Below are 22,231 nucleotides of genomic sequence, written 5' to 3' on the forward strand. Positions count from 1 at the left end.
GCTAGCTTCAGGTGTTAGTGCCCCCCGGGTGTGAGGGTTCGAGTCCCTCTCTTCGCACCATGATTCTGACATGTAAAAACAGAGCAATGCGTTCCAACCGCATTTAAAAATCAGATGGAGAAAATCAGTGTGCGAAGGTGGCGGAATTGGTAGACGCGCTAGCTTCAGGTGTTAGTGTCCCACGGATGTGAGGGTTCGAGTCCCTCTCTTCGCACCATTCATTTTTGCAAAAGGCCCTTCACGAAAGTGACGGGCCTTTTGTTTTTACTCCTTGTTATGACTATGCTTTTGACAACTCCCACCGAACGTCATACCAAGGAATGCATATGATACTGGATACCGATATTCACAACTTTTACGAACATCTGGTACTCAAGGAAATTGAAAAACAAAACCTGCAACAGACTCTCACCAGCGATCAGATGGCCGACCTCTGCTGCCTGACCCTCAATCAGCTCCCTTCCCACTATATTCGCCACGATGTCGACATGATCTACTTCCTGACCGATGCCAAACGCACCGAAATGGAGAAACTGGTCGTCGAATCGCTCAAGCTGGCACAGCAGAAGATCAAGCAGGCTCCCGTCAAGACCTCATAACCTGGGCTGCTGCCAGAGCAGAGTGACGATACCGGTCAACCCGGCCACTGGCAGCAAGATCAAGGCAGGCCGCAATCCGCGGCTCCAGCATCACCCATGCCGCCAGCAGACAAGCGGCACTCCAGGAGTCGAACTCTTTATCCTGACCCCATGCAAGTACGCCCCACCAGCAACATCATCCCCCGCAATAGCCAGCGCATTGTTTTCTCCCCCACCAACCATTGATAAAAATCATCATCTATTCGGGACGCAAGTCGCGTGGTAAGCCAGTGTCGTATGTGGCCCCCCCTGTCAACAGGGCGCTCAAAAACGGGTTATGAGATCAACTAATTTGTGATTTTTTCAATCAAATGTGTATTTTTACCAATTTGATGGGGCTTTAACCCATCAGGTTTGTGGTAGATTGCGGCCTCTTTTTGGGTTGGCCCCTCGGGATACATGTATCCACAGGACGAGAGGGACTGACCTTGGCGAGCAAGAGTTTAGGAAGTATCTATGCAAAACCAACAAAACCACATCCGACTACCGGGCATGGCACAGGTGTTTGCCTGTCTGGCCATTTTCCTGGCCTTGGCATTCTCGTTCACCAGCGTGCTCGATCTGCCGATCCAGCTGGCGCTGTTCATCGCCTGGTTTGTCATCATGGGGCTCGGCATCAAACTCGGCCACGATTACAAATCCCTGGAGCAGGCTGCCGTTGACGGCGTCGCCAAGGGGATGGGGGCCATCCTGATCCTAGTCTCTGTCGGTGCCCTGGTCGGCACCTGGATTGCTGGCGGCATAGTGCCCAGCATCATCTACTTCGGCCTCAAGGTGATCCACCCGTCCATCTTCCTGCTGGCGACCCTGATCATCTGCTCCCTGACCTCGCTGGCCACCGGCACCTCCTGGGGCTCTGCCGCCACCGCCGGTATCGCCATGATGGGGATCGGCCACAGCCTCGGCGTGCCTGCGCCGCTGGTAGCCGGTGCCGTGCTCTCCGGCGTCTACTTCGGTGACAAGCTCTCTCCGCTCTCCGACTCCGTGGTGCTGGCCTCGACCATGTCCAACGTCGACGTGGTGGAGCACATCAAAGGGATGCTGCCGATTAGCCTGCTCTCCTATATCATCACCGCCGTGCTGTTCACCGTGGTGGGCATGCAGTACTCAGGCAATGTCAGCCTGGAGCAGGTCAATCTGGTGATGGAGGCCCTCGACAGTCAGTTCAACATCACCCCGCTGGCCATAGTGCCGGTGGTACTGGTGCTGGGCCTGCTGGCCAACCGCAAGCCCGCCTTCCCGGTGATCAGCTTCGGCGCCCTGCTGGGCCTGATCTGGGCCATCGCCTTCCAGGGCATGGATCCGGTCAAGGCAATGCACTCGGCTTATAGCCCGTTTGCCATCACCTCCGGCATCGACTTTATCGACAACATTCTCGGTCGCGGCGGCATGGAGTCCATGCTGGGCTCGGTCGCGGTCATCATCTTCGGGCTGGGTTTCGGCGGCCTGCTGGAGAAGGTCGGCATTCTGGAAGTGATCGCCAGCGCCTTCGAGAAGCGCATTAACAGCGTAGGCAGCCTGACCAGCCACACCATAGGCACCGCGTTTCTGGCCAACGTGTTTGGCTCAGCCATGTATGTGTCGCTGATCCTGACCCCCAAGATCATGGCCAAGAACTACGATCGACTGGGACTGGCGCGCAAGAACCTCTCTCGCAACGCCGAGTTCGGTGGCACCCTCACCTGTGGCATGGTGCCCTGGAGCGACAACGGCATCTTCATGGCCGGGGTGCTGGGGGTGGCGACCCTCGACTACCTGCCCTACATGTGGCTCAGCTTCACCTGCATCATAGTGACCGTGTCCCTCGCCTATATGGGCAAAGGGGTAAACCGGATCCCGCTGGTCGCGGCCGCAAGCTCCCGCTAAGTCATCCTGCAAACAACAAAGGCGCCATCAAGGCGCCTTTGTTGTTTCAGGGGGATGCTGTTTGACCCTCATCGCAGAGCCCACAAACAAAAACAGCCCTCGTCGCCGAGAGCCGTTTCATCAGACTGATAACGCCAATCAGATGGAGAAGCTGGAGCCACAGCCACAGGTCGTGGTGGCGTTGGGGTTGGTCACGGTGAAGCGTGAACCTTCCAGACCCTCGATGTAATCCACACTGCCGCCTACCAGATATTGCAGGCTCATGGGATCGATCACCATGGTGACGCCGTTCTTCTCGACCACGGTATCCCCGTCGTTGATCTTCTCATCAAAGGTAAAGCCATACTGGAAACCGGAGCAGCCCCCACCCGTGATGTATACCCGCAGCTTCAGCTCGGGATTCTCTTCTTCGGTGACCAGGGTCTTCACCTTGTTGGCCGCCGCATCCGTCATCTGGATGGGCAACGGGGCTTCTGCTACTGCACTCATTACTGACCTCACAACCATTAGATCCACAAACATGGAAACCGCGAAATTATCTAATACCCGACCATTCAGTTCAAGTATTCACCACGTTTAACCGGCAGCGGGAACCGGAGCAGGCGGTGCGGCGACCAGCGGCTTGATCACCTCCCCCCACTCAACCAGCAGCTCTTGTGCCGGTTGCCTGCCGTCCTTGTTGATGGTGACACTGATCCGATCCGGCACAAAGCCTTCCGGCAACTGCCAATTCCCTTCCAGCAGCTGGAAATAACGCAGGGCATAGCGCCACTCGCTCACCTTCATCCCGAGATCCCGCCCGGTCAGCGTCTTCGGCTTATCGGCCAGACTCCCCTCGACCCGGATCTGCACCTGCCCACGAAACAGCTCCCGCTTCTTGGCAGGCTGGGTCAGGGCGAGACGGTAGTGGTAACGACCGGGAATGCTGGTCTCCTGCAGAGTCAGGTTGTCGATAACCACCCCCACCTGTTCACCGGTGGGGCGCATGATCCGCTCGAAAAAGGCCAGCTGGCGCTTGAGCTCCTGCACCTGCGCCTCCTGACTCTTCAGGGTGGTCTGCAACTGTTCGAAGGCTGCCCGCTGGGTCGCCAGCTGGGTATCTTTCACCCCCAACTCGGTCTTGAGCTGGCCGATGGCCTTGCCCTGGCGTTCCAGCGTCTCCTGCTGCACCACCAACAGACTGCTCTGGGCCAGCTCCTGGCGGTTACCGGCAAAGTAACCGATGAGCCCGCCAACGGCTAACACGACCAATAACTTCAATAGATTGGACATAGCCCCTCATCCCGTTATCACGCCATTTACGGCAGCGCCGCTCCCTTCACTATACCGCCCGGACTGGCGTCAAAGGCGATAAAGGGAAAAATTAACTGGCCGTGGCGCTGCCCTCACCCCGCTTTTGACGCGCGGCGAGCCGTAAAGTTCGCTCCAGGATCTGGGAATAGATGGGTCGGCCACCCAGCCACTGGGCAACCAGGGTCGCCCCGACCGTGGTGATCATCATCGGCAGGATCAGCTGATAGTTGTCGGTCATCTCGGTGACCAGCACGATGCCGGTGATGGGGGCACGTACGGTGGCAGCAAACAGCGCCCCCATCCCTGCAATGGCAAAGGCGCCGGGCTCGATGCCCAGCTCGGGGAACGCCGCATGAAACAGATGGCCGAACACCACGCCAAACAGGGTGCCTAGTGCGAGGGTCGGCGCAAACACCCCGCCCGGGGCACCGGAGCAGAAGCAGATAAGGGTCGCGACCAGCCGCACCGAGAAGATCAGGAACAGGGTCGCCATCGCATACTCATCCCCCATCAGATGGGGAATAAGCTCGGTGCCGCCGCCCGTCACCGAGGGGGCGAACAGCGACAGCACACCAAACGTTCCGGCGACCAGCATGCCGATGGCCACGAAACGGTGGCGCTTGTTCTGATGCAACGCCAGATAGCCATCCTGACAGGCCAGCACCAGCTTGTTGAAGACAAAACCGAGCACCCCGAAGGTGGCCCCCATAAAGAGGAACAGCCAGAGCGCCTTGAGGGCGGGCGCATCGTAGTGGGGCAAGGTGATCACCGCCCCCTGCCCTTTCATGTTCTGCAGCATCAAGGTCGCCATGATGGCGGAGATCCCCACCGCCTTGATGGCCAGAAAGGAGTAGCGAAACTGCGGCCGCATCTCCTCCATCACGAACAGGATGCCCGCCAGCGGCGCATTGAAGGCTGCCGCCAGACCGCCCGCCGCACCGGCGGCCAACAGGGCATGGCCATGTTCCTTGGGCAGCCGGAAGATATCCGCCACCATCTTGCCGAGGTTGCCGCCGATCTGTACCGAAGGCCCCTCCCGCCCCAGCACCATACCGGAGCTCAGGGTACAGATGCCGCCGAAGAACTTGACCGGCAACACTCGCCACCACCGCACCGGGCGCAGATCGTCCATCGCCCCCTCGATCTCGGGAATGCCGGAGCCCCCCGCTTCCGGGGCAAAGGTATGAGTGAGGAAGTAACCGACAAATCCCAGCAAGGCGCTGAAGCCAAAGCCAAGCAGACCGAGCTGCCACCAGGGACGGTCTGCCAGCAAGGCAATGCGTTGCTCTGCCAGCCAGTGGACACCCGATTCGAACAGGCCGCACACCAGTCCGGCCAAGGTGCCGACCAGCGCAGCCAGCAGTAGAACCAGCAAGGGCATCTTGTCTTGCCGGATAATGCGGGAAAGTGACCCCCGCGAAGAGGTATCGGGTTCAGAGGAGAGAGCTTGTTGCGCCATCTTGTTACACCAACTTGGAAAAACCACATCGTCAGCTAGCTGAGATCAGGATCACCCGGCGCGTGCTCGGCTGCCCAGGGCTGGGGCTTTCTGCTATAGTCGGCCCGTTAAATTTTTGTCACGGGAGCAGACCGAGAGTCCGGGTGGCGAGAGCGCAAAGCATACTCCTGATGCCCCTGCCTGCCGAGTCTCAATCGGCTGCAATCCCTTGTGTGACGCCCAAAATCCCATTAAGGATGATCCATGTCAAAATCAGATCAGCTGTTTGAACAGGCCCGCCAGACCATTCCGGGTGGCGTCAACTCACCGGTCCGCGCCTTCAATGGAGTCGGCGGCACGCCCCGCTTCATCGATCACGCCGATGGCGCCTATCTCTATGATGTGGATGGTCAGGCCTACGTGGATTACATCGGCTCCTGGGGCCCCATGCTGCTGGGTCACAACCACCCGGCCATCAAGGCTGCCGTCATCAAGGCCGTTGAGAAGGGGCTGAGCTACGGTGCGCCGACCGAGATCGAAGTGCTGATGGCAGAGAAAGTCCGCCAGATCGTCCCCTCCATGGAGCAGGTGCGGATGGTCAACTCCGGCACCGAAGCGACCATGAGCGCCATCCGTCTGGCCCGCGGCTATACCGGTCGCGACAAGATCGTCAAATTCGAGGGCTGCTACCACGGCCACGCCGACTCCCTGCTGGTCAAAGCAGGTTCCGGCGCCCTGACCCTGGGTCAGCCCAACAGCCCGGGCGTACCGGCCGATTTCGCCAAACACACCCTGACCTGCGTCTTCAACGATCTGGAGTCAGTGCGCGAAGCCTTCACCCAGTACGGCAGCGAGATCGCCTGCATCATCGTCGAGCCAGTTGCTGGCAACATGAACTGCATCCCGCCGGTGCCCGGCTTCCTGGAAGGGCTGCGCACCATCTGTGACGAGTTCGGCGCCCTGCTGATCCTAGACGAGGTGATGACCGGCTTCCGCGTCTCCCTGCGCGGTGCTCAGGGCCACTACAACATCGAGCCCGACCTTACCACCCTCGGCAAGATCATCGGTGCCGGCATGCCGGTAGGTGCCTTCGGCGGCAAGAAGAAGGTAATGCAATACATTGCCCCGACCGGCCCGGTCTATCAGGCAGGCACCCTCTCCGGCAACCCAGTGGCCATGGCGGCCGGTCTGACCATGCTGGATCTGCTGCTGGAGCCGGGCCTCTATGAGCAGCTGAGTGCCAAGACTGCGCGGGTTGCCGAAGGACTGAAAGCGGCTGCGGCCAAACACGGTATCCCGCTCGCCATCAACTATGTGGGTGGCATGTTCGGCTTCTTCTTCACTGACGAGCCCGAAATCACCCGCTACGAGCAGGTCACTCGCTGCGATATGGAACGCTTCAAGCGCTTCTACCATCTCATGCTGGAAGAGGGCGTCTATCTGGCGCCGAGCGCCTACGAGGCGGGCTTCCTGTCAATGGCTCACGGCGATAAGGAGATTAAGCACACTCTGGCCGCCGCCGAGCGCAGCTTCGCCAAGCTGGCTGGCTAAATCGCCGCCGGTTGTCGCAAAAGGGCCCGTCACGGGCCCTTTTCTATTGCAGTGCATTCATCATCACACAGGGCTGCACGCCCATTTCTGGTGCATTCCCGCCTCATCATCCGTCGTTTTGTCATCCTCTGGTGCAAATTGCCCCGCCATCCCTGTCATAAAGCAGGCCCACTATTTGCACATCCGCTACAAGAGCCCACGTCACCGAGGTCCATATGGCAGAGATGAGCCCCATCGATCTGCTGCGGCGCTATCAGGAGTATCAGGAGGAGCTGACCCCGCTACTGCTGGGGCTGCTCAGCGCCCCCCTTGCCTCGCTCAAGAGGTATCCCTTTGTTGTCAGCATTGACCGCTATCAGGGGCCGGTGTGCATCCAGCCTGCGGTACCGGCGGCCCATAACCGGCTGCATCTTATCGTGCAGGGGCAAGGACGGGAGATCACCGTCTGTCTGAATCAGCTGATTGGCTGGTTGATGGGGGACAGGGAGCGCCGCCGCGCCATGCCCTGGTTCAAGGCCGTCTATGTGGTGCTCAGCATGGCGCTGTTTCTTATCGTCGCCACCCTGATCTGGCACGGGCTGGAGCAGCTCTACCAGTTGTTGTGCGGTGAGCAGCAGAACCAGCTCGGCGCCTTTAGCGCCATCATCTTCCTGACATTGGCGCTGGCGGTGTTCGATCTGGGCAAGACCATTATGGAAGAGGAGGTGCTGCTGCATAAGGATATCTTCCGCCACAGCGCCATTCGCCGCACCATCACCCGCTTTATTGCCGCCATTCTGATCGCGGTCTCCATCGAGGGATTGTTGCTGCTGTTCAAAGGGTCGCTCGGCCAGAGCGAGCTGCTCTGGCCTGCGGTCGGGGTAATGGGGTGTGCGGTGGGTTTGCTACTGGCGCTGGGCCTCTATGTCTATCTGGGGGCCAAGGCCGAGGCGGCACTGGTACAGGCTAGCCTGCGCTCTCCACCGCCAGTTGCACAGAGGAGCGACGCGCCGCCCGCCAGGAGGCGTACATGGTCCAGGAGGTATAGATGACGATAAAGGCGACCAACCACTTCAGCATCTCCATATCCATGGATTTGACCAGCATGGCGGCTAGCACCACACCGATAGGGCCGAAGATGGCCACCGCCAGCACGGCTTTGGCATCGAACGCCCCTTTGCGGATAAAGGTGCCTGCGGAGAAGACGCTGAGCACGGCGGTGGAGCCCATCATGATGGGAAACGCCGCCAGCGGATTCATCCCCAGTAGATAGACCAGCGTCATGCAGGGGGCAAACAGGCCGATACCGACATTCATCAGCACCCCGAATATGAAATTGCCGATCAGGGCGATCACCAACTTGTAGCCACTGAGCCCCATCGCATCCCCGCCTACAGGGAAAAGCCCCAGCAAACCGGCAAAGATCAACCCGGCGACAACCAGCAGGGAAGTGGCCATCACCAGCCGGATGGTCTGCCGATCAAATGAGGCCACATGGCGGGCGCCCCAAGCAGCGCCAGCTGCGGCGGCAATCATCATGCTGATCAGCGTCAGCGGCTCCACCGCCACTGCACCGACGAAGATCAGCGACTGGGTCACGGTCGGCAACACGCATTGGCCATTGAGGGTACCCGGCAGCACCCGATCATCGATCAGCTTGAACTGCTTGTAGCAGGCGGTCTTTACCGCAAAGCTGCCCACCCCAAGGGTATCGAGGAAGTTGGCAACCCCGCCGATCAACGCCACCGGCCAGAAAGGCGTGGCCTCGAGCGTGCCGTTGCACTTCTTCTGCCAGCAGGCTTGCACCAGCATAAAGACAAATGCCAGGCCACCGGCTATAAAAATAATCCGCAAAATATCAACTAACATATGGGTTTCTCCTGCACCGGGCGGCGATTCTAAGGCAGGGCACAGAAAAAGTCTTGGCTGTAATTAAGCAAGCTCCACGACCCGTCAGAAGGTGTTGAAATCTTTCCAGATAGAAGTCGAACGACTCTGCTAATACTTGTTACTGAGGCCAATAGGCCGAGTCCTGAGCACGTTGTTATGGTCCTTTCGCGACGACCACCTGTGCCAAAGGACATAATAAAAAAGAGGGCCGGTAGCGATACCGACCCTCTTTCTGTATCTGGCTTGGGGCGCGTAGACCCCTTGCCATGGCAAGCGCTTATTGAATGCTCTTGCCAGCACGCACGTCCTTGATAAACCCCTTCAGGCTGGCCAGATCACGGGGCGCACCGCGCAGGATCTGATCACCTATGATGAAGGCGGGGGTACCTGAAATACCGAGCGCTTCAGCCAACGCACGGTTGGTGCCGAGGTTCTGGTCAATGCTGCCATCCTTGATCTTGGCCTCCACCTTGCTCCAGTCAACACCGGCCGCCAGTGCCAATTGCTTGACCTGGGCATCATCCGCGAGCGGGCCCTGATGGGTATAGAGCTTCTCGTGGAACGCCTGATACTTGTCAGGCTGGCCCAGCTGTACCGCCAAGGCAGCGCGAGCCGCAAGGTAGGAGGACTCGCTCAAAATGGGGAACTGCTTGTAGATGTACCGGATGTCTTTATCTTCCGCCATCAGCTGCTTGACCAGCGGATGAGCCCGCTTGCAGTAACCGCAGTTGTAATCAAAAAACTCCACCACCGTAAGCGACGCCTTCGGATTCCCCATCTCGGGATCATTGTTGGCATAAAGCTGCTTGGAGTGAGCCTTGATCAGCGCCTTGTCGCTTTCGGCCTGCTGGCTCTCCTGCTTGGCGCGCAGGGCATTGGACATCTCGACCAGGATCTCGGGATTCTTGACCAGATAGTCACGAACGATTTGCTCGACATCGCTTTTGGTCAACTCGCTTGCATGTACCGGTGCCGCCAGCAGGGTCACGCCTGCCAGCGCGCAAAACAGGGCATTTTTAATAGTCATAACGTTATCTTGCAGAGGATATGATAGAGGCCACTATAGTGGTTGAGTCTGTTTTCAAGTCAAGTTATCTGGCCTAAAAAGCGCTGGCGGTACCCGCTTTGCCACTTTTTTATGTCATTTCGTGCAATTTACCAGCAATCAAACCAAGTGGGGATTTACAAGCCGGATCAGCATGGTAATATTCGCCGCACTGCTGCGGAGGGGTGGCAGAGCGGCTGAATGCACCGGTCTTGAAAACCGGCGATGGGTGACCATCCGTGGGTTCAAATCCCACCTCCTCCGCCATCTATATAGCCCAACTGATTAATTCGGTTGGGCTTTTTTGTATCTGCTATTTTTGGCTGAATCACTCATCCTCCACCTCATTGGTCAGCGCCAGGCAGGGTGCGCCACTGAATTCGATCGTACCCATCACTTATCTGAATTCAGTAGTGATCCGAAGCTGTGTCTTGGGCGGCACCCCATTTCTTATTTAATGACCTCCCTGAGCATGTATCTTGTAGTAATCCCCATTGTCGGGCTGATGCTGCTAGCCCCTTGAGGCTGGCTCGCAACAGCTGCAAAGAGTGTCAGCTCACCAGCACCACTCTTATAACCTGACAGCCTAAGACACAATGCAGGGAAGCCCTCATTGAAGGTGCGCACCTCAGCCAGGCTCCAACATTACGGGATCAGCAAAAACACGACCCTCCACTGATATAGCCACTTTCTGAGCGAGATTGAAGCACATCAAGCCACATGGACAAAAGGCATCATTGAGGTGGCTGGAACCCTCCCTCTTATCGAATCGCTCAAGGAGCTACATGGATTATCCAGCTAGGCACGCCGACGTGGCGGTAAAGGACAAATATCCAGGATGGGATACGGGTTCTCTGAGCATGGTGCACTCCATTGGTTGACCATGCAGTAATTAGATCAAACCCCGGGATCGGCGCCGGGAGGGGTGTCATCAGCCTGAGGTCTTCCCAACGGGAAGGTCTCTTGGTTTGTGCAGCCGACCCAAGCCCCGTTCAAATGGTTGTGAATCGAGCAGATAATGCCGCGGTATAGATACAAAAAGGAGGGAATTGCAGGCTGTTGGGCACTCTTCCGGCAGGAAAAAGCCAGATTTAGGCTATTTTACATACTAAAAATGACAACGCCCGGTCGAGAGGCTGGGCTTTGGTGTTCACTCTGGTGTGCAAACATGGGCTTCAATGGGCAAAATCCGCCCATAGCAAAAAGGCCTTCCCAATCGGGAAGGCCTTTAAAATTAGTGGCGGAGCGGACGACCGCTATAAACAAGTCCGACACACGCCAAGCAAGCTCATTATACTAATCAAAATCATGAGCTTACATTAAAACCCAGTTCATCCCTGTCCAATCACACTTAACCATAGCCAACGTAAACTGGCATACTGCGTGGCACACTATGCTTTTATCAAGGATCTGTTATGGCACTCCTCTCTGATGCAAAAGCGCGTAGCATCAAACCAGACGACAAACCTATCCCACATGGCGGCATTACCGGCCTCACACTGCATCCCTCCACCACAAAAGGTCGTGGGAAATGGGTATTTCGCTATGTCAGCCCTGTTACCGGCAAGCGCCGTAACGCTGGGCTCGGTATCTATCCTGAAATCTCGATTGCCGATGCGGGCAACCAGGCTCGCCTGATGCGTGAGCAACTGGCCAAGGGGCTGGACCCCTTGGAAGTAAAGAAAGAAGAAGCCAGTAAGCCTGCGATACCCACAGTGGAAATTGCGGCTCGTCAGGTGCACGAACAGTTGTTACCCGGCTGGCGTAACCCCAAGCATGGGAAGCAATGGATCTCGACCCTGGAGCAATATGCCTTCCCGATCATCGGTCGACAGCCGATCAACGCCATCACCCCGGCACATATCGCCGGTGTACTACAGCCTATCTGGCTGGAAATCCCGGAAACTGCTACCCGCGTGAAACAGAGACTTCATGCAGTGATGGCCTGGGCTTGGGCTCATGGCTTTTGCCAAGCAAACCCTGTCGATGTCGTGGACAAGCTCCTGCCACTACAGCCCAGTAAAGCAATCCGCACTCAGCACCAACCAGCAATGGATTGGCGGATACTGCCAGCGTTCAACCAACAGCACTTGGCGAATGCAGAGCGCTTTGATGTCAGTAGGGCTCTGCTCTCGTTTGTGATCCTAACGGCCTGCCGCTCTGGCGAGGCGAGGAAAATGCGATGGGATGAGCTCGACCTAGACGCCGGAATCTGGACCATTCCGGCTGATAGGATGAAGACGCAAGTCACACATCGCATTCCGTTATCTCTTCAAGCTATGGCTGTATTGGAGAAAGTGCAGGGATTACATGGGGAATGGGTCTTTCCCTCCCCACGTAAACAGGTGCCGCTGACAGATATGGCGCTGACCACTTTGCTAAGAAGGATTGAAGCCCCGAGCACGACGCCTGGACGGCTGGCCACCGCTCATGGTTTTCGCTCCACATTTCGGGACTGGTGTAGCGAACACGGTTACCCCCGAGACTTGGCTGAACGGGCCCTGGCACACCTTATCCAAAACAAGGTTGAGGCGGCTTATCACCGCACCGACTTGCTGGAACAGCGACGTCTCATGATGTATGCATGGGCCGAATGGGTTGAACATGGTACAAATGGTAAATAAAGTGTGTGGCCCTTGGGGCCACTCTCATCATGAACATTAATTAATGATTATCATAGAATCAACAGTGAACATTATAACTTCACTATGGCTGAAATGAATCGGCACTATAATCTACATATGCTCTAAATATTCCATCTCCAACATCATCCACTCAGCGATGATATATCCTTGCCTTCTTGCACTTTTCCAGATAGTCATCTTCAGTAACGCTAATTGTTGAAGACACTGTATCTATAACTTTAATCCTATTCCCAAACGAGTCAACCGCATGTACCACATCTAACTTGTAGTTACTAAGATTACCTCTAATTGGGATCTTGAATCTTTGCTTTCTCCCAATCTCAATACCACTAAAACGCCAAAGCTGTGGAGATACAGGGTAACAATTCTTGGTTAGCGGAGTAATAACAATGTAGCCTTGATAAACATTTTCAACACCTTTATTTTCCAGCATACCACCAACAAAAGATGCATCATTGACACCCGACTCATCATGATAACTTAGGTACAAAGCAGGCTCTGCTGAAAGTAGTGATGAAAAAAATAACAAAGCTACAAGAGCAACACCTGATTGCGAACATAAAAGCATTCTCATGTTAATATCTAGACCCCATGATTCTATTCGCATTGCTTACACAGATATCCATAGACAGATTGCGTTAATTAATCATCACTCCCTGGATAAATGGAGAACATGACATGGAAGGGATGATCCATTCTGGACACTTACTCGCTTTACTCGTTGAGATGCATCACTACGCAATTGTAAAAATTGCTCTACCAAGTGTACATTGCCAGAATGTGGCTCATACTGACACCCACCATAGAGAGATAACCACCAACGTGGGCGAGTTGGATGCCAACTATCAACCGCTTTTTTTAACTGCAGGTCTGCGTGTGAGTAAGTAGCCAGTACATCTTTGTCACGCATTATAAACCTCCAATAAAATATAAACCTTTAGATGCTCATGCGGGTCTTAGGCATCAAGCCCACACAATAAACAAGGGAATAGTGTCGTCAAATAAACAAACTAGCATTACTCTCAGACGCTCACCCATCGAAAATAACAACCAGCAAGAAACACTTCAAACACAAGCACAATTATATAGCATACGTAGACAGGTCTCATTTTATTATACGCAATCACTCTGAGCTATTCACGTAAAAACGCATCGTCAAGCGGATAACGATATTTATTAAAAAATACTGCAATAAACCCATAATAAAAAACAACATATTCCTGTTATGTAGCACCTTTCCTCACAACAGTGAAATACTTATACTCTGGTCTATATATCGACAGTGTACTTTCTGCCTTGACCGAATATTTCTTATCATCTTCAAACAAGAATTCAACATCGAACCTACACAGGTTGATAAGCATCAACCTGAAACCGCTCTCACTGCTAAATAGATAGCCTTTATCAAAGGCAGATTTTACTTTGGTGCAGCGCTGTGGGTCTATAGAATATGGGTCTAAGCCATCCACACCCATTTTTGGCTCAACCCGTCTCCAATTAACATTTGGCTTTCGCCCCAAAATATCAGCGGAATAATAATGGCGTTCGCCAAAAAGATTTAGAGATGAATTTAAAGTCAAATTGGTTTCAAACACTTTAACTCGCTCTGACAGCCTCTCCCCGTCAATAAAATACCCTCGCAGCCTAATGTTTCTTGACCGTTCTGGAACTTCAAATAAATACTCTCCACCTGATACAACAATACTTTTTTTAAGTATTTTTTCATTGGAAAATCCGCTCACCCATTCAATTTCAAATTCACCATCATGTGTACTAGAGTTGCTTACCTGAACATTAACCCATTTATCAAAAGGCTGATTTGATGCTGCAGAGTTACTTGCAAAAAATGCAAAACACAAAACTTGAAGTAACCGTTTAATCACATGACACCTCAACACGACCTTGACTCGCCATTTAATAGCAACGCCCTAGAATAGGGCATATTCTAGCAAGACTTTGGCATCGTCGCCGTGTCATATATTGAAATGTAAAGGGTAGATAAGACAATCTCATGCCTAAGTTGGACTGCTGTAAAACAGGGGAAATATATAACATACATTTACATTGTGAATTTCACTCTATGACACACTCATCTCCTATGCACATGCTAACATTTCACGCATGCAAAATCGGACCAATAAATACTAGGCTTTTTAGAACATGCATGATATCAGAGGTGAGCGCTTTTTTTTGGTTTTCGAACCAATCGTTGACATGTTAAACAATGAAGTAATTGGCTATGAGGGACTGTGCAGGAGTGAGCTCGGCAATGTCAATCCTGAGACTTTTTTCAAGACACTCTCGATAAATGAGCACTTTGATTTGCTTTCGAAGCAACTGCAGAAATATCAAAAGTGGGTTGAGCAACACCCTGAAATTTATCAAGGTCGAAGATTATTTTTGAACATAAACCAAGAGTTATTAGTGGAAGATGACTTCCTGGCATTATTTATACCCTACTATCGCCACTACCCCATTAGTTTGGAGTTGGAGCCTCAATATCCGCTGACTTGTACTCAGCGGTTAGCAATAAAGAGCATTATTGGTGCGCATGGTATTCCGGTATGGTTTGATGACTATGCCGATGGGGTACTTCTCGCGACATATGAAATTTGGAGTGGCGTTAAGTTAGATCGACATTTTTTCTGGTCTCTAGCTAGAGACAGCAAAAAAAACATTACACTTGAAAGTCATTTCACAGCTGCAAATGTAATTTGTGAAGGTGTTGAGACATCCCAAGAAAAAGATGTAGCATTGGCATTGGGCATGCGATATGGACAAGGCTACCTTTGGCCTGCAGTCGGCTAATATGCTTACATAAACCAGCGAATGAAAAATACTAAGAACCCTGCGCATGGAATGACGACTTAACTATTCAGTTTCCCACTTCCCTCATGATCGGGATGTAATGCTCACAGAGAATTCTTGGAGAAGCGTCAAAAACATGATGAGTGAAATGAAAAATTTCTACATCACGGGCCTCCCTTCTAGTGTATTTAAACTGCGGCAACAAATGTCTATAAATGTCTTTATTATGCTCTGCATAATCTTGCAGAGAACCATAGAATGGGCAGCATAGATATAATCCATCAAGAGGGTAGAATATTGAATCTTTTGGCGGGGTAAATATACTATCAACATGCACACTAAGGCCTGCAATTGCATTAACCGTAATAAGCTCATTTCGCGCGTCTAGATTCATATTCTTACGTACGATGTCAGAGGCAATAGTGAAGGGAGCTTGGCTGTCTGTAAACCAGCTTCTTAGTCGCTGCAATCTTATTGGTCCGCCAAGTAAGCCTGGCTTAGTAAACTGATCTTGGTACTGAAACTCTACTCCATATAGTGCCTTGTTGGTGAACGTGACCAAGTGATGGGCAAACTCATCTCGATGGTTCGTCTTAGGCAATCTTACTGCGGGCAAGAGCTCTTGCGGAAGTCGACGGAACGTAAGTGGAGTACAATGTAGCTTCTTTTTAAAAGCACGACAAAAGTTATGGTGATTATCATACTTGAGCATCAATGCAATTTCACTGACCGTTAACTCGGTCAACCGAAGTAGGCCACAGGCTCGGTAGAGCCGACGGTTACTGATATATTCACCGATACTCATACCATAAATTTCTTTGAAATAAAGCTGTATCATCCGCTTGCTATATCCTATTCTGGCAGCTAAGTCCTCAAGGCGCGGCTGTTCATCTATATTGGTTTCAATCCAGGTTAGGATACTGTCGTGGCAATCCTTGATAGTTAATCGTTTTTGCTTTGTCACTTGTCGTGGTCCGATTGATTTTCGAAAGATAGATAATAACTAAAGGTTATTTTTTCTACCCAAGCACAACCCATTATCATGCAAACTGTAGGTCCTGAAGCCTATACACTATACACTTGGTCGCATTCGTTATAAAGATGGGCGTCGCGGTGGTCATTTTCACTCCCACGCTCAACGCCCTTACCAGTCACTGATATGCAACGTTAACACGTAGGTTTGTTCGGTAACTTCCTAGACGCGCATTAGTCGGGGCATGGATTTCAAGACGGGTATTTATAGGATGCGTGCCCGCCGCCCCTATGAGCACGTATGCCGTTCCACCAGACAGGTCGGCGAAGCCACTCTCTGGATGGCCAGAGACAAACCGCAGGCGGAGCGTACCATCACCGATCTTCCCGTCACGCCCATCCGGCGTAGATATGGTGTACGACACCGTGGCGCGAAAGGGACCATCGGCACGGAGCTGATAAGTGTAGTCAGCGGTTGCGGTGCCTCCGGGGGCCACGTCGGGAACACGCACCGCCGTGGGCGAGGACAGAAGGACTGTCGTAAGGGAAGAGAGGTTGTTGGGTTCTGCTGGCGCTAGGACTGTAATGTGATGCCCGTATTGGGGGCCTCCATCGGTTTCAGTATAGGCAAGATAAATCCTACATCTCTGTGTCATACTTAAACGATCACTAGGAAGGGCCGAGTTGAACTTAAAGCGAGGACTCCACATGACGACCGCCGGGCGACCGGTCTGGTGAGCAGTCGACGCGTTGCTGTAGTTGAGCTCGTCGCCGGGACGGACACCTATGTCGGTACGGTTGGTCTGTGTGACGATGGTTTGGCCGTCGCTGTAAATTGAGGCGGTGGGGACTGCCGCGTTCCAAGCATTTTTTTGACTATTATTCTGATAGCCACACTGGATGGTGCTGCTCCAACTAAATATAGGGCGGTCAGCAACCACCTCTATCCGATCCTTGTGGGCCATTAGGCGTAATATCTCTTTATCAGGATTCGTGCTCGTTCCCACGTTAGTGTTGTATGATGCTGCCGACGGGATGTAGTCATAGGTCACAAAAGCTGTCATTAGTGGGCTCTTCGTATTGTTTTTTGAGCATGGCGGTAACGTTGCAGATATGGCAAGGCCTCTTGGTCTTCATAATGCTCACAGTGGTTATCCAATAACCGAGGGGAAATACCTATTACCCCCTCGGTCGTTATTTGCAGAAAATCCATGCGGCCCCTGCGAGGGAGAGCTCCATCCGCCCCCATTCAAAGCCGGACAGATTAAAAAAATCTGAGAATCACCCGCAATTTTGTCAAGTACGTGCCAAGTGTGGCATTAGCAGGCACCTCAATATGCACGCGATGTTCTAGCTTCTTTTCGCCACTGATGCCGGAGATGGGAATACTTGTATTCCCAGATAAATCAGCATATCCGGTAGCGCTGTGCCCAGTACTATAGGCAAGTCGTAGATGACCATCACCAATTTTTGCATCGGTTATGTTAGGTGTGTCTGCGATGTATCTCAAATTCCCACTGAATGAGCCGTCAGAACGTATTGTTAGTGGTAACTCACTGACTCCGTGACCTCCAGCTGAGATAGTGTTAAAAGTAATAGATGATGGCATATCAAGAGATACATTTGTTCGCGGCAAAACTATTGCGCTAGCCGTACCACTGACCTGATAATGTAGCGTTGTTATCGATTGCTCGTTAATGATTTTCCCTTCACACCGGACCCTTGCTCGTACAGGCGTAGGAGACGTAATGACACTCGCTGGAATGTGCAGAGACGGAGCGTTCATCCGAACCATAAGCTCCCCGGAGCCTTCTCCACCATGCGGGCGTTCACCACCAAACCACGGAATGGTCATGGTCGCGCCGGGCAGAACATTTCTATCGACCAGATTCCGAGTTACCCATTTGCTACCTACATTGTGTGCCACAAATGTAGGAAGCGTCACACGTGAAATTAGCGGGATACTGGATTCGTTCGTCATGCTACAATACGAGTCGATAACGCCATTGGGAACCACCGACACGGCTTCGCCGACGAAGGGAGCTTCTATTTCTTGGTCATTATTATATATGGTTATGACACCAGGCACAGGACTGCCATCCTGACCATTTCCATATGAAATAATTTCAGATCGTACAGTCGCCACATCCCAGCTCAAGTTATAATCAAGCATCTGTTTCTCCGAGTAAATATATTTCTATCGGCAGCGCGACATAACCCGTTATGCCGATGCGGCTCTATTGTTCAAATCAACACCCTACGTATAAAATGAAAACATCTATCATTTTACCTTCACCTAGTGAATTACTATATACCAGTTGAGCATAGCATTTGTTGCACGTATTCTTTTTGCGATTACGTCATACGTAATACAGAACTGACAGAGTGACGTTTCACTATCACAAGTCTCTCTTGGCTATACCAACGCAACCAAGCTTATGCGGTATACCGTATATTGAATCTAACTATAGTAGAGGCAATTCCTCTAGGTGTGTCTGGCTTTACCTCTGTAATTGGCGTTAGTGTGCAAGTACGGCTATTAACCCCGTTACAAAACACATTACCAGCGTCACCATTGAGAGTGATTTTTTGACCACTTTCCATAAGTGAGAATCGAGCCCCAGACCCTGAACTTCCTAACCCCGTCATGAACACCGTCTGGGTATCTTCCAGACTGCCGCTAACAGCCTGCGCAACAATAGACGTTTTACTCTGCGTATTGCAGGTCACTTGAATATCAAATGACTTGTGCATCTGAGAGCCATTAACCATTGTATCCAGTACCACTGTGTCTGGAGCACTGAGATCACAAGATGCCGCGACAAAGGTTACGCTAATCTCTACATCTGCCGTTACCTCTGCTGCACGCGTCATTGAAGCATTGCCGATAAGCAATATACCGAGCCAGAATGAGATATGTTGGATGACGCGCTTACTTGATGTCATAGCTTTGGATCCCGCCCCAGTCATTGATCGCATCAATGGTAACACCACCACTCAGCGACTTAGTTCCCAACGATGACTCAGAAAATGGTGCTAATAATGCGAGTGCTGCACTCTGCTCAGCCGTCATGGCGACTTCTTTCCCATTCTGCTTCAGTCCGACAACAGCAAAATAATAGGGAGTTGGATTTTTCATATAGAAATTTCCGCTCTTGTTTATCACCTGGATTTTTTTCTCTGCATCTTTACGGCCATCCTTCAGCGCCTTCGGTCGATAAATCAACTTGACCTGAGTGTTCATCGCAATTGCCAATACACTTCCCTCCGTATCAGTTGGCTTGGGGGGTACTTCCTGGACATTCAGCCAGAACAGGGACTCTTGGTCTTGTGGAAGCGCCGGATTAACGTTCAGTAAACGAACAATTTGTTTCTGCTTGGGCTTAATCTTAAAAAATGGAGGCGAAGGGACGATGAATACATCGTCCTTGCTCTGAGTTGTATTATCTACCCAGACTTGTCCACCATATGTTTGGTCTGCGTTATTTGTTACCTCGAAGGAGAGGTTCTTCTTGTCCCCTTCGTAGATAAATCTAGTCCCATTCAAGACGAAAGCCGCCATTGAATGATTGCTAATACTCATGATGAGAGAGGCAACAACAGCCTTCTTAACTATTTTTTTCACAACGAACCTCTTGGACTGAACTTGTATTTTCATTAAGAATTGAAATGTTCACGCGACAACTATTCCCATTACTCTGGGTAATGATAACATGCTTGGGCTTTGCTTGCAGGTTCATCAGCAGAATGCCATTGCCTGAAATAAATCCAGCATTCATGCCGTCTGCTGTCTCAGCGCTACCACCCTTGATGATGTTACCTTTGAGATCGCGAACTCGTAATATGTATCGCTGTATATTCTCGAATCCGAACTCACGATAAATAATAGCTTTTTCAGTAGGCACCACGCTATACGAGCTATTGAGCAGTTCAGCTTCATCCGGTACATTTTCGGTGTTTATATTGATGCTAGTCGGATTGTAGCTTGATAAATACACAGCAGTCTTGCCATCCTTATTGGTTGGCAGAGAACCATTGAACGTCACACCAGGCATGTCTTTAATCTTAACAATTGCGATAGTGTCAGATGCTTGTTTTGTTAACAGCAAACCACTCTCTTCTGTCACCACTGCAGAACCTGACAAACTGCCCGAGAGCGTAGTCCTGTCTCTGTTTTGGGACACAGCCAAGTTAGTTTGAACTGTATCAAATGCATAGCCAACAGATGCACCGGCCCCCTTGGAACCCTGTGAATTGGTGTTCGCATTGACACTGTAGTTCAAGCGCTCATTCACCGTGGCAGAGACCCCCGAGTTAAAGGTTGTGCCGCCGCTTCGGCTATAGCCAACACTATTACTGTTATAATGTCTGAGTCCGCCGATATTGAACGGAATGCTCACCCCCAATGAGGCTGAATAGTCATCACGATTAGAATAGGCATCGCGAGAGTAACTACCATTGAGATAAAGAGAAACATCATCAAAGACGGTTGTGCTTGCGGACAGATTTGCACCGATAGCCGCCTTATCACGATCCCAATAGGATTGTTGCCAAAAAGATGTCCCTATATGAACGTTGCCATCGAGGCGGTGTGAGAGGAGCGCCTCGTAGCGGACCTTCTCTGAGTTGACATGATTACGCTTATCCGGGTCAAAGGTGGCAAACTCTCTATAGCCTGCACTTTGATAGCGATAGGTTAGCAATTGCAAATTGGTTCGTTCGCTAAAGCTCTTGGCGTACTTGAATGCAAAGCTGACGCCCTGCTCAGATGTATTGTCGTCAAACTCAGCCTTGGATAGGTTGACGTTGGATGAGAACGCCCCCCACTGGCCAAGGGGCTGGGTCACGCCAACACCGCCAGCCTGGTACTTGTCATGTAAAATCCCCGCCATGTTAATGGTGGTTGTAGCCAAGCCATAATCAAAGCTCCCTAACAGGAACATACCCTGACTGGATGAGAAGGCATCGCCTAGCTCATTGCTTACGCTTTTCTGGCCGATAGCAAAGTTGTAATTGTACTCACCAGGACGCAACAGCGTCGGCAGTGTCGCTACCGGATATACTGTTGTTGTCTTGGCTCCGCTGTCATCTTCAACGGTAACAAGTAAGTCACCGTTACCAACGGGGGAAATATCATCCAGCTGATAGGGGCCTGCAGGCACAACCTTGGAGTAAATTGTGTACCCACCCTGAGAAACAGTAATACGAGAAGTCGAGGGGGCAACACCTGAAATAAGTGGTGCATAGCCAGTTGCAGACCATGGACGCATACTGCTATTGGAGCGTAACGCTGCACCATAAAAGCCAAAATCTGAAAACAACTCCGTGCGCGTTTGTGAGCGCCCCAGTTGAAAATCACCCCGCACCTGACCGATGGCGGTAGAGAGCGTTAAGTCATTTGTACTAAACTCATTACCATATGCATTCTTGGTGGCATTCATATTGCTGGAAAGCACCCAGCGCCCCAAGTTAAGGTTGGTATCAAAGTTACCAAAAACATTTAGGGAGTCATCACTACTTTTACTAAAGTTACCGCTATATGCGAGTCTAAAACCATTAACACCATAATCCCATAGTGCGGCATCAGACTTATCTAACAAGTACGCCTGTGGAATTATAAAATCTACAGCCTGTGCACCAAAATCAAAATCAATCTGCGTGTGCTTGTTTTTTTCTAAGTAGTAACACTCACGGATAGCATCAAAGGTATCCGCATAAAACTCGGTCTTGAACAGGACTCCCGCTCTCAATAACCACTCAGGACTCAGACATATATTGCCCGCCAACTCATCCTCTTTACTTATTGTCAGCGATGCTCGAGCATTTGTTGTTCCATTGAGTCGAACATCAACATAGTACTGACCTGCCGGGTATTTTATACCTGGAGCAAGTACGGCGGGAACTCCAGATACCCCCTGCAGAAAATCGGTATTTAATTCAAACTCGTCAGCAGCGCGTCCACTATTGGCAAAAAAAACGCTGACCGATAACGCTAAAAATACGGCGGGGCGTGCTGTGTTCACCGACATCCCTCCCTCCAATTATTCAGGGTGCCACATTAAATGGCTCGCCTTAAAATCAAATAAAAAGGCCCAAGCGAACGCCT

At 51.7% G+C, this 22,231-nt stretch carries 19 protein-coding genes, 2 tRNA genes and 1 pseudogene; 9 read left to right on the forward strand and 13 right to left on the reverse strand.

What is annotated here, in order from left to right:
- Positions 1-131 precede the first annotated feature (131 nt).
- Positions 132-217, forward strand: a tRNA-Leu gene (locus BN1135_RS10770).
- Between the two features lie 109 nt (positions 218-326).
- Positions 327-599, forward strand: a complete 273-nt coding sequence (locus BN1135_RS10775; protein ID WP_042020981.1) for a late competence development ComFB family protein — start codon at positions 327-329, stop codon at positions 597-599.
- Here the strand turns inward: BN1135_RS10775 and BN1135_RS22420 are convergent.
- Positions 594-799, reverse strand: a pseudogene (locus BN1135_RS22420) (hypothetical protein). The gene BN1135_RS10775 and the pseudogene BN1135_RS22420 sit on opposite strands and share 6 nt — an antisense overlap.
- Before the next feature lie 295 nt (positions 800-1,094).
- Between BN1135_RS22420 and nhaC the strand changes: the two are divergent.
- On the forward strand, positions 1,095-2,504 hold the full coding sequence (gene nhaC, locus BN1135_RS10780; RefSeq protein WP_042020982.1) for a Na+/H+ antiporter NhaC: 1,410 nt from the start codon (positions 1,095-1,097) through the stop codon (positions 2,502-2,504).
- A gap of 138 nt (positions 2,505-2,642) precedes the next feature.
- Here the strand turns inward: nhaC and erpA are convergent, their stop codons facing one another.
- The 3 genes from erpA to clcA all read right to left on the reverse strand — a co-directional run bounded on the left by erpA (position 2,643) and on the right by clcA (position 5,256).
- The gene (gene erpA / locus BN1135_RS10785; RefSeq protein ID WP_042020983.1) at positions 2,643-2,993 is read right to left on the reverse strand and encodes an iron-sulfur cluster insertion protein ErpA; all 351 of its coding nucleotides are present in this window, start codon (positions 2,991-2,993) and stop codon (positions 2,643-2,645) included.
- 87 nt (positions 2,994-3,080) lie between these two features.
- Complete coding sequence (locus BN1135_RS10790; RefSeq protein WP_042020984.1) at positions 3,081-3,776, reverse strand: DUF6776 family protein; 696 nt, start codon at positions 3,774-3,776, stop codon at positions 3,081-3,083.
- 91 nt (positions 3,777-3,867) lie between these two features.
- The gene (gene clcA / locus BN1135_RS10795) at positions 3,868-5,256 is read right to left on the reverse strand and encodes a H(+)/Cl(-) exchange transporter ClcA (RefSeq protein WP_042020986.1); all 1,389 of its coding nucleotides are present in this window, start codon (positions 5,254-5,256) and stop codon (positions 3,868-3,870) included.
- A gap of 243 nt (positions 5,257-5,499) precedes the next feature.
- Between clcA and hemL the strand changes: the two genes are divergently transcribed.
- A complete protein-coding gene (gene hemL / locus BN1135_RS10800; protein WP_042020987.1) occupies positions 5,500-6,786 on the forward strand; it encodes a glutamate-1-semialdehyde 2,1-aminomutase in 1,287 nt (428 codons plus the stop codon).
- A 215-nt stretch (positions 6,787-7,001) separates the two neighbouring features.
- Positions 7,002-7,817 (forward strand): hypothetical protein, encoded by an 816-nt coding sequence (locus tag BN1135_RS10805; protein WP_042020988.1) that lies wholly within the window; start codon positions 7,002-7,004, stop codon positions 7,815-7,817.
- Here the strand turns inward: BN1135_RS10805 and BN1135_RS10810 are convergent.
- Entirely contained in the window at positions 7,732-8,634 is a 903-nt protein-coding gene (locus BN1135_RS10810) for a sulfite exporter TauE/SafE family protein (protein WP_042020989.1), read from the reverse strand. The genes BN1135_RS10805 and BN1135_RS10810 overlap by 86 nt on opposite strands.
- Before the next feature lie 298 nt (positions 8,635-8,932).
- Positions 8,933-9,682 (reverse strand): DsbA family protein, encoded by a 750-nt coding sequence (locus tag BN1135_RS10815; protein ID WP_042020991.1) that lies wholly within the window; start codon positions 9,680-9,682, stop codon positions 8,933-8,935.
- Between the two features lie 197 nt (positions 9,683-9,879).
- Here BN1135_RS10815 and BN1135_RS10820 point away from each other — a divergent pair.
- Together BN1135_RS10820 and BN1135_RS10825 are read left to right on the forward strand one after the other, a co-directional pair.
- Positions 9,880-9,967 (forward strand) — tRNA-Ser (locus BN1135_RS10820).
- Between the two features lie 1,148 nt (positions 9,968-11,115).
- Complete coding sequence (locus BN1135_RS10825; protein ID WP_042020992.1) at positions 11,116-12,324, forward strand: tyrosine-type recombinase/integrase; 1,209 nt, start codon at positions 11,116-11,118, stop codon at positions 12,322-12,324.
- 151 nt (positions 12,325-12,475) lie between these two features.
- Here the strand turns inward: BN1135_RS10825 and BN1135_RS22100 are convergent, their stop codons facing one another.
- Positions 12,476-12,919 (reverse strand): hypothetical protein, encoded by a 444-nt coding sequence (locus BN1135_RS22100; RefSeq protein WP_139245109.1) that lies wholly within the window; start codon positions 12,917-12,919, stop codon positions 12,476-12,478.
- Positions 12,920-13,023: 104 nt separating this feature from the next.
- On the opposite strand from BN1135_RS22100, the gene BN1135_RS10830 reads away from it, so the two are divergent.
- On the forward strand, positions 13,024-13,233 hold the full coding sequence (locus tag BN1135_RS10830) for a DNA cytosine methyltransferase (RefSeq protein WP_042020993.1): 210 nt from the start codon (positions 13,024-13,026) through the stop codon (positions 13,231-13,233).
- Positions 13,234-13,568: 335 nt separating this feature from the next.
- Here the strand turns inward: BN1135_RS10830 and BN1135_RS22105 are convergent, their stop codons facing one another.
- Entirely contained in the window at positions 13,569-14,228 is a 660-nt protein-coding gene (locus BN1135_RS22105) for a hypothetical protein (RefSeq protein ID WP_139245107.1), read from the reverse strand.
- A gap of 277 nt (positions 14,229-14,505) precedes the next feature.
- Between BN1135_RS22105 and BN1135_RS10840 the strand changes: the two genes are divergently transcribed.
- Complete coding sequence (locus BN1135_RS10840; protein WP_042020995.1) at positions 14,506-15,153, forward strand: EAL domain-containing protein; 648 nt, start codon at positions 14,506-14,508, stop codon at positions 15,151-15,153.
- A gap of 67 nt (positions 15,154-15,220) precedes the next feature.
- On the opposite strand, the gene BN1135_RS21570 is transcribed toward BN1135_RS10840, so the two are convergent.
- From BN1135_RS21570 to pefC, 5 genes are all read right to left on the reverse strand, one after another.
- Positions 15,221-16,117 (reverse strand): helix-turn-helix domain-containing protein, encoded by an 897-nt coding sequence (locus tag BN1135_RS21570; RefSeq protein WP_139245105.1) that lies wholly within the window; start codon positions 16,115-16,117, stop codon positions 15,221-15,223.
- 1,272 nt (positions 16,118-17,389) lie between these two features.
- Positions 17,390-18,298 (reverse strand): hypothetical protein, encoded by a 909-nt coding sequence (locus BN1135_RS22110; protein WP_139245103.1) that lies wholly within the window; start codon positions 18,296-18,298, stop codon positions 17,390-17,392.
- 263 nt (positions 18,299-18,561) lie between these two features.
- The gene (locus tag BN1135_RS22115; protein WP_139245101.1) at positions 18,562-19,071 is read right to left on the reverse strand and encodes a hypothetical protein; all 510 of its coding nucleotides are present in this window, start codon (positions 19,069-19,071) and stop codon (positions 18,562-18,564) included.
- Positions 19,058-19,750 (reverse strand): fimbrial chaperone, encoded by a 693-nt coding sequence (locus BN1135_RS10850; RefSeq protein ID WP_175479092.1) that lies wholly within the window; start codon positions 19,748-19,750, stop codon positions 19,058-19,060. The genes BN1135_RS22115 and BN1135_RS10850 overlap by 14 nt, the downstream gene beginning before the upstream one ends.
- On the reverse strand, positions 19,734-22,148 hold the full coding sequence (gene pefC / locus BN1135_RS10855; RefSeq protein WP_302846870.1) for a PefC/AfrB family outer membrane usher protein: 2,415 nt from the start codon (positions 22,146-22,148) through the stop codon (positions 19,734-19,736). Before pefC ends, BN1135_RS10850 begins: the two co-directional genes overlap by 17 nt.
- Between the last annotated feature and the right edge of the window lie 83 nt (positions 22,149-22,231).

Origin of the sequence: Aeromonas sobria (genome assembly GCF_000820145.1) — a bacterium.
In the GTDB taxonomy this organism is placed as follows: Bacteria; Pseudomonadota; Gammaproteobacteria; order Enterobacterales; family Aeromonadaceae; genus Aeromonas; species Aeromonas sobria.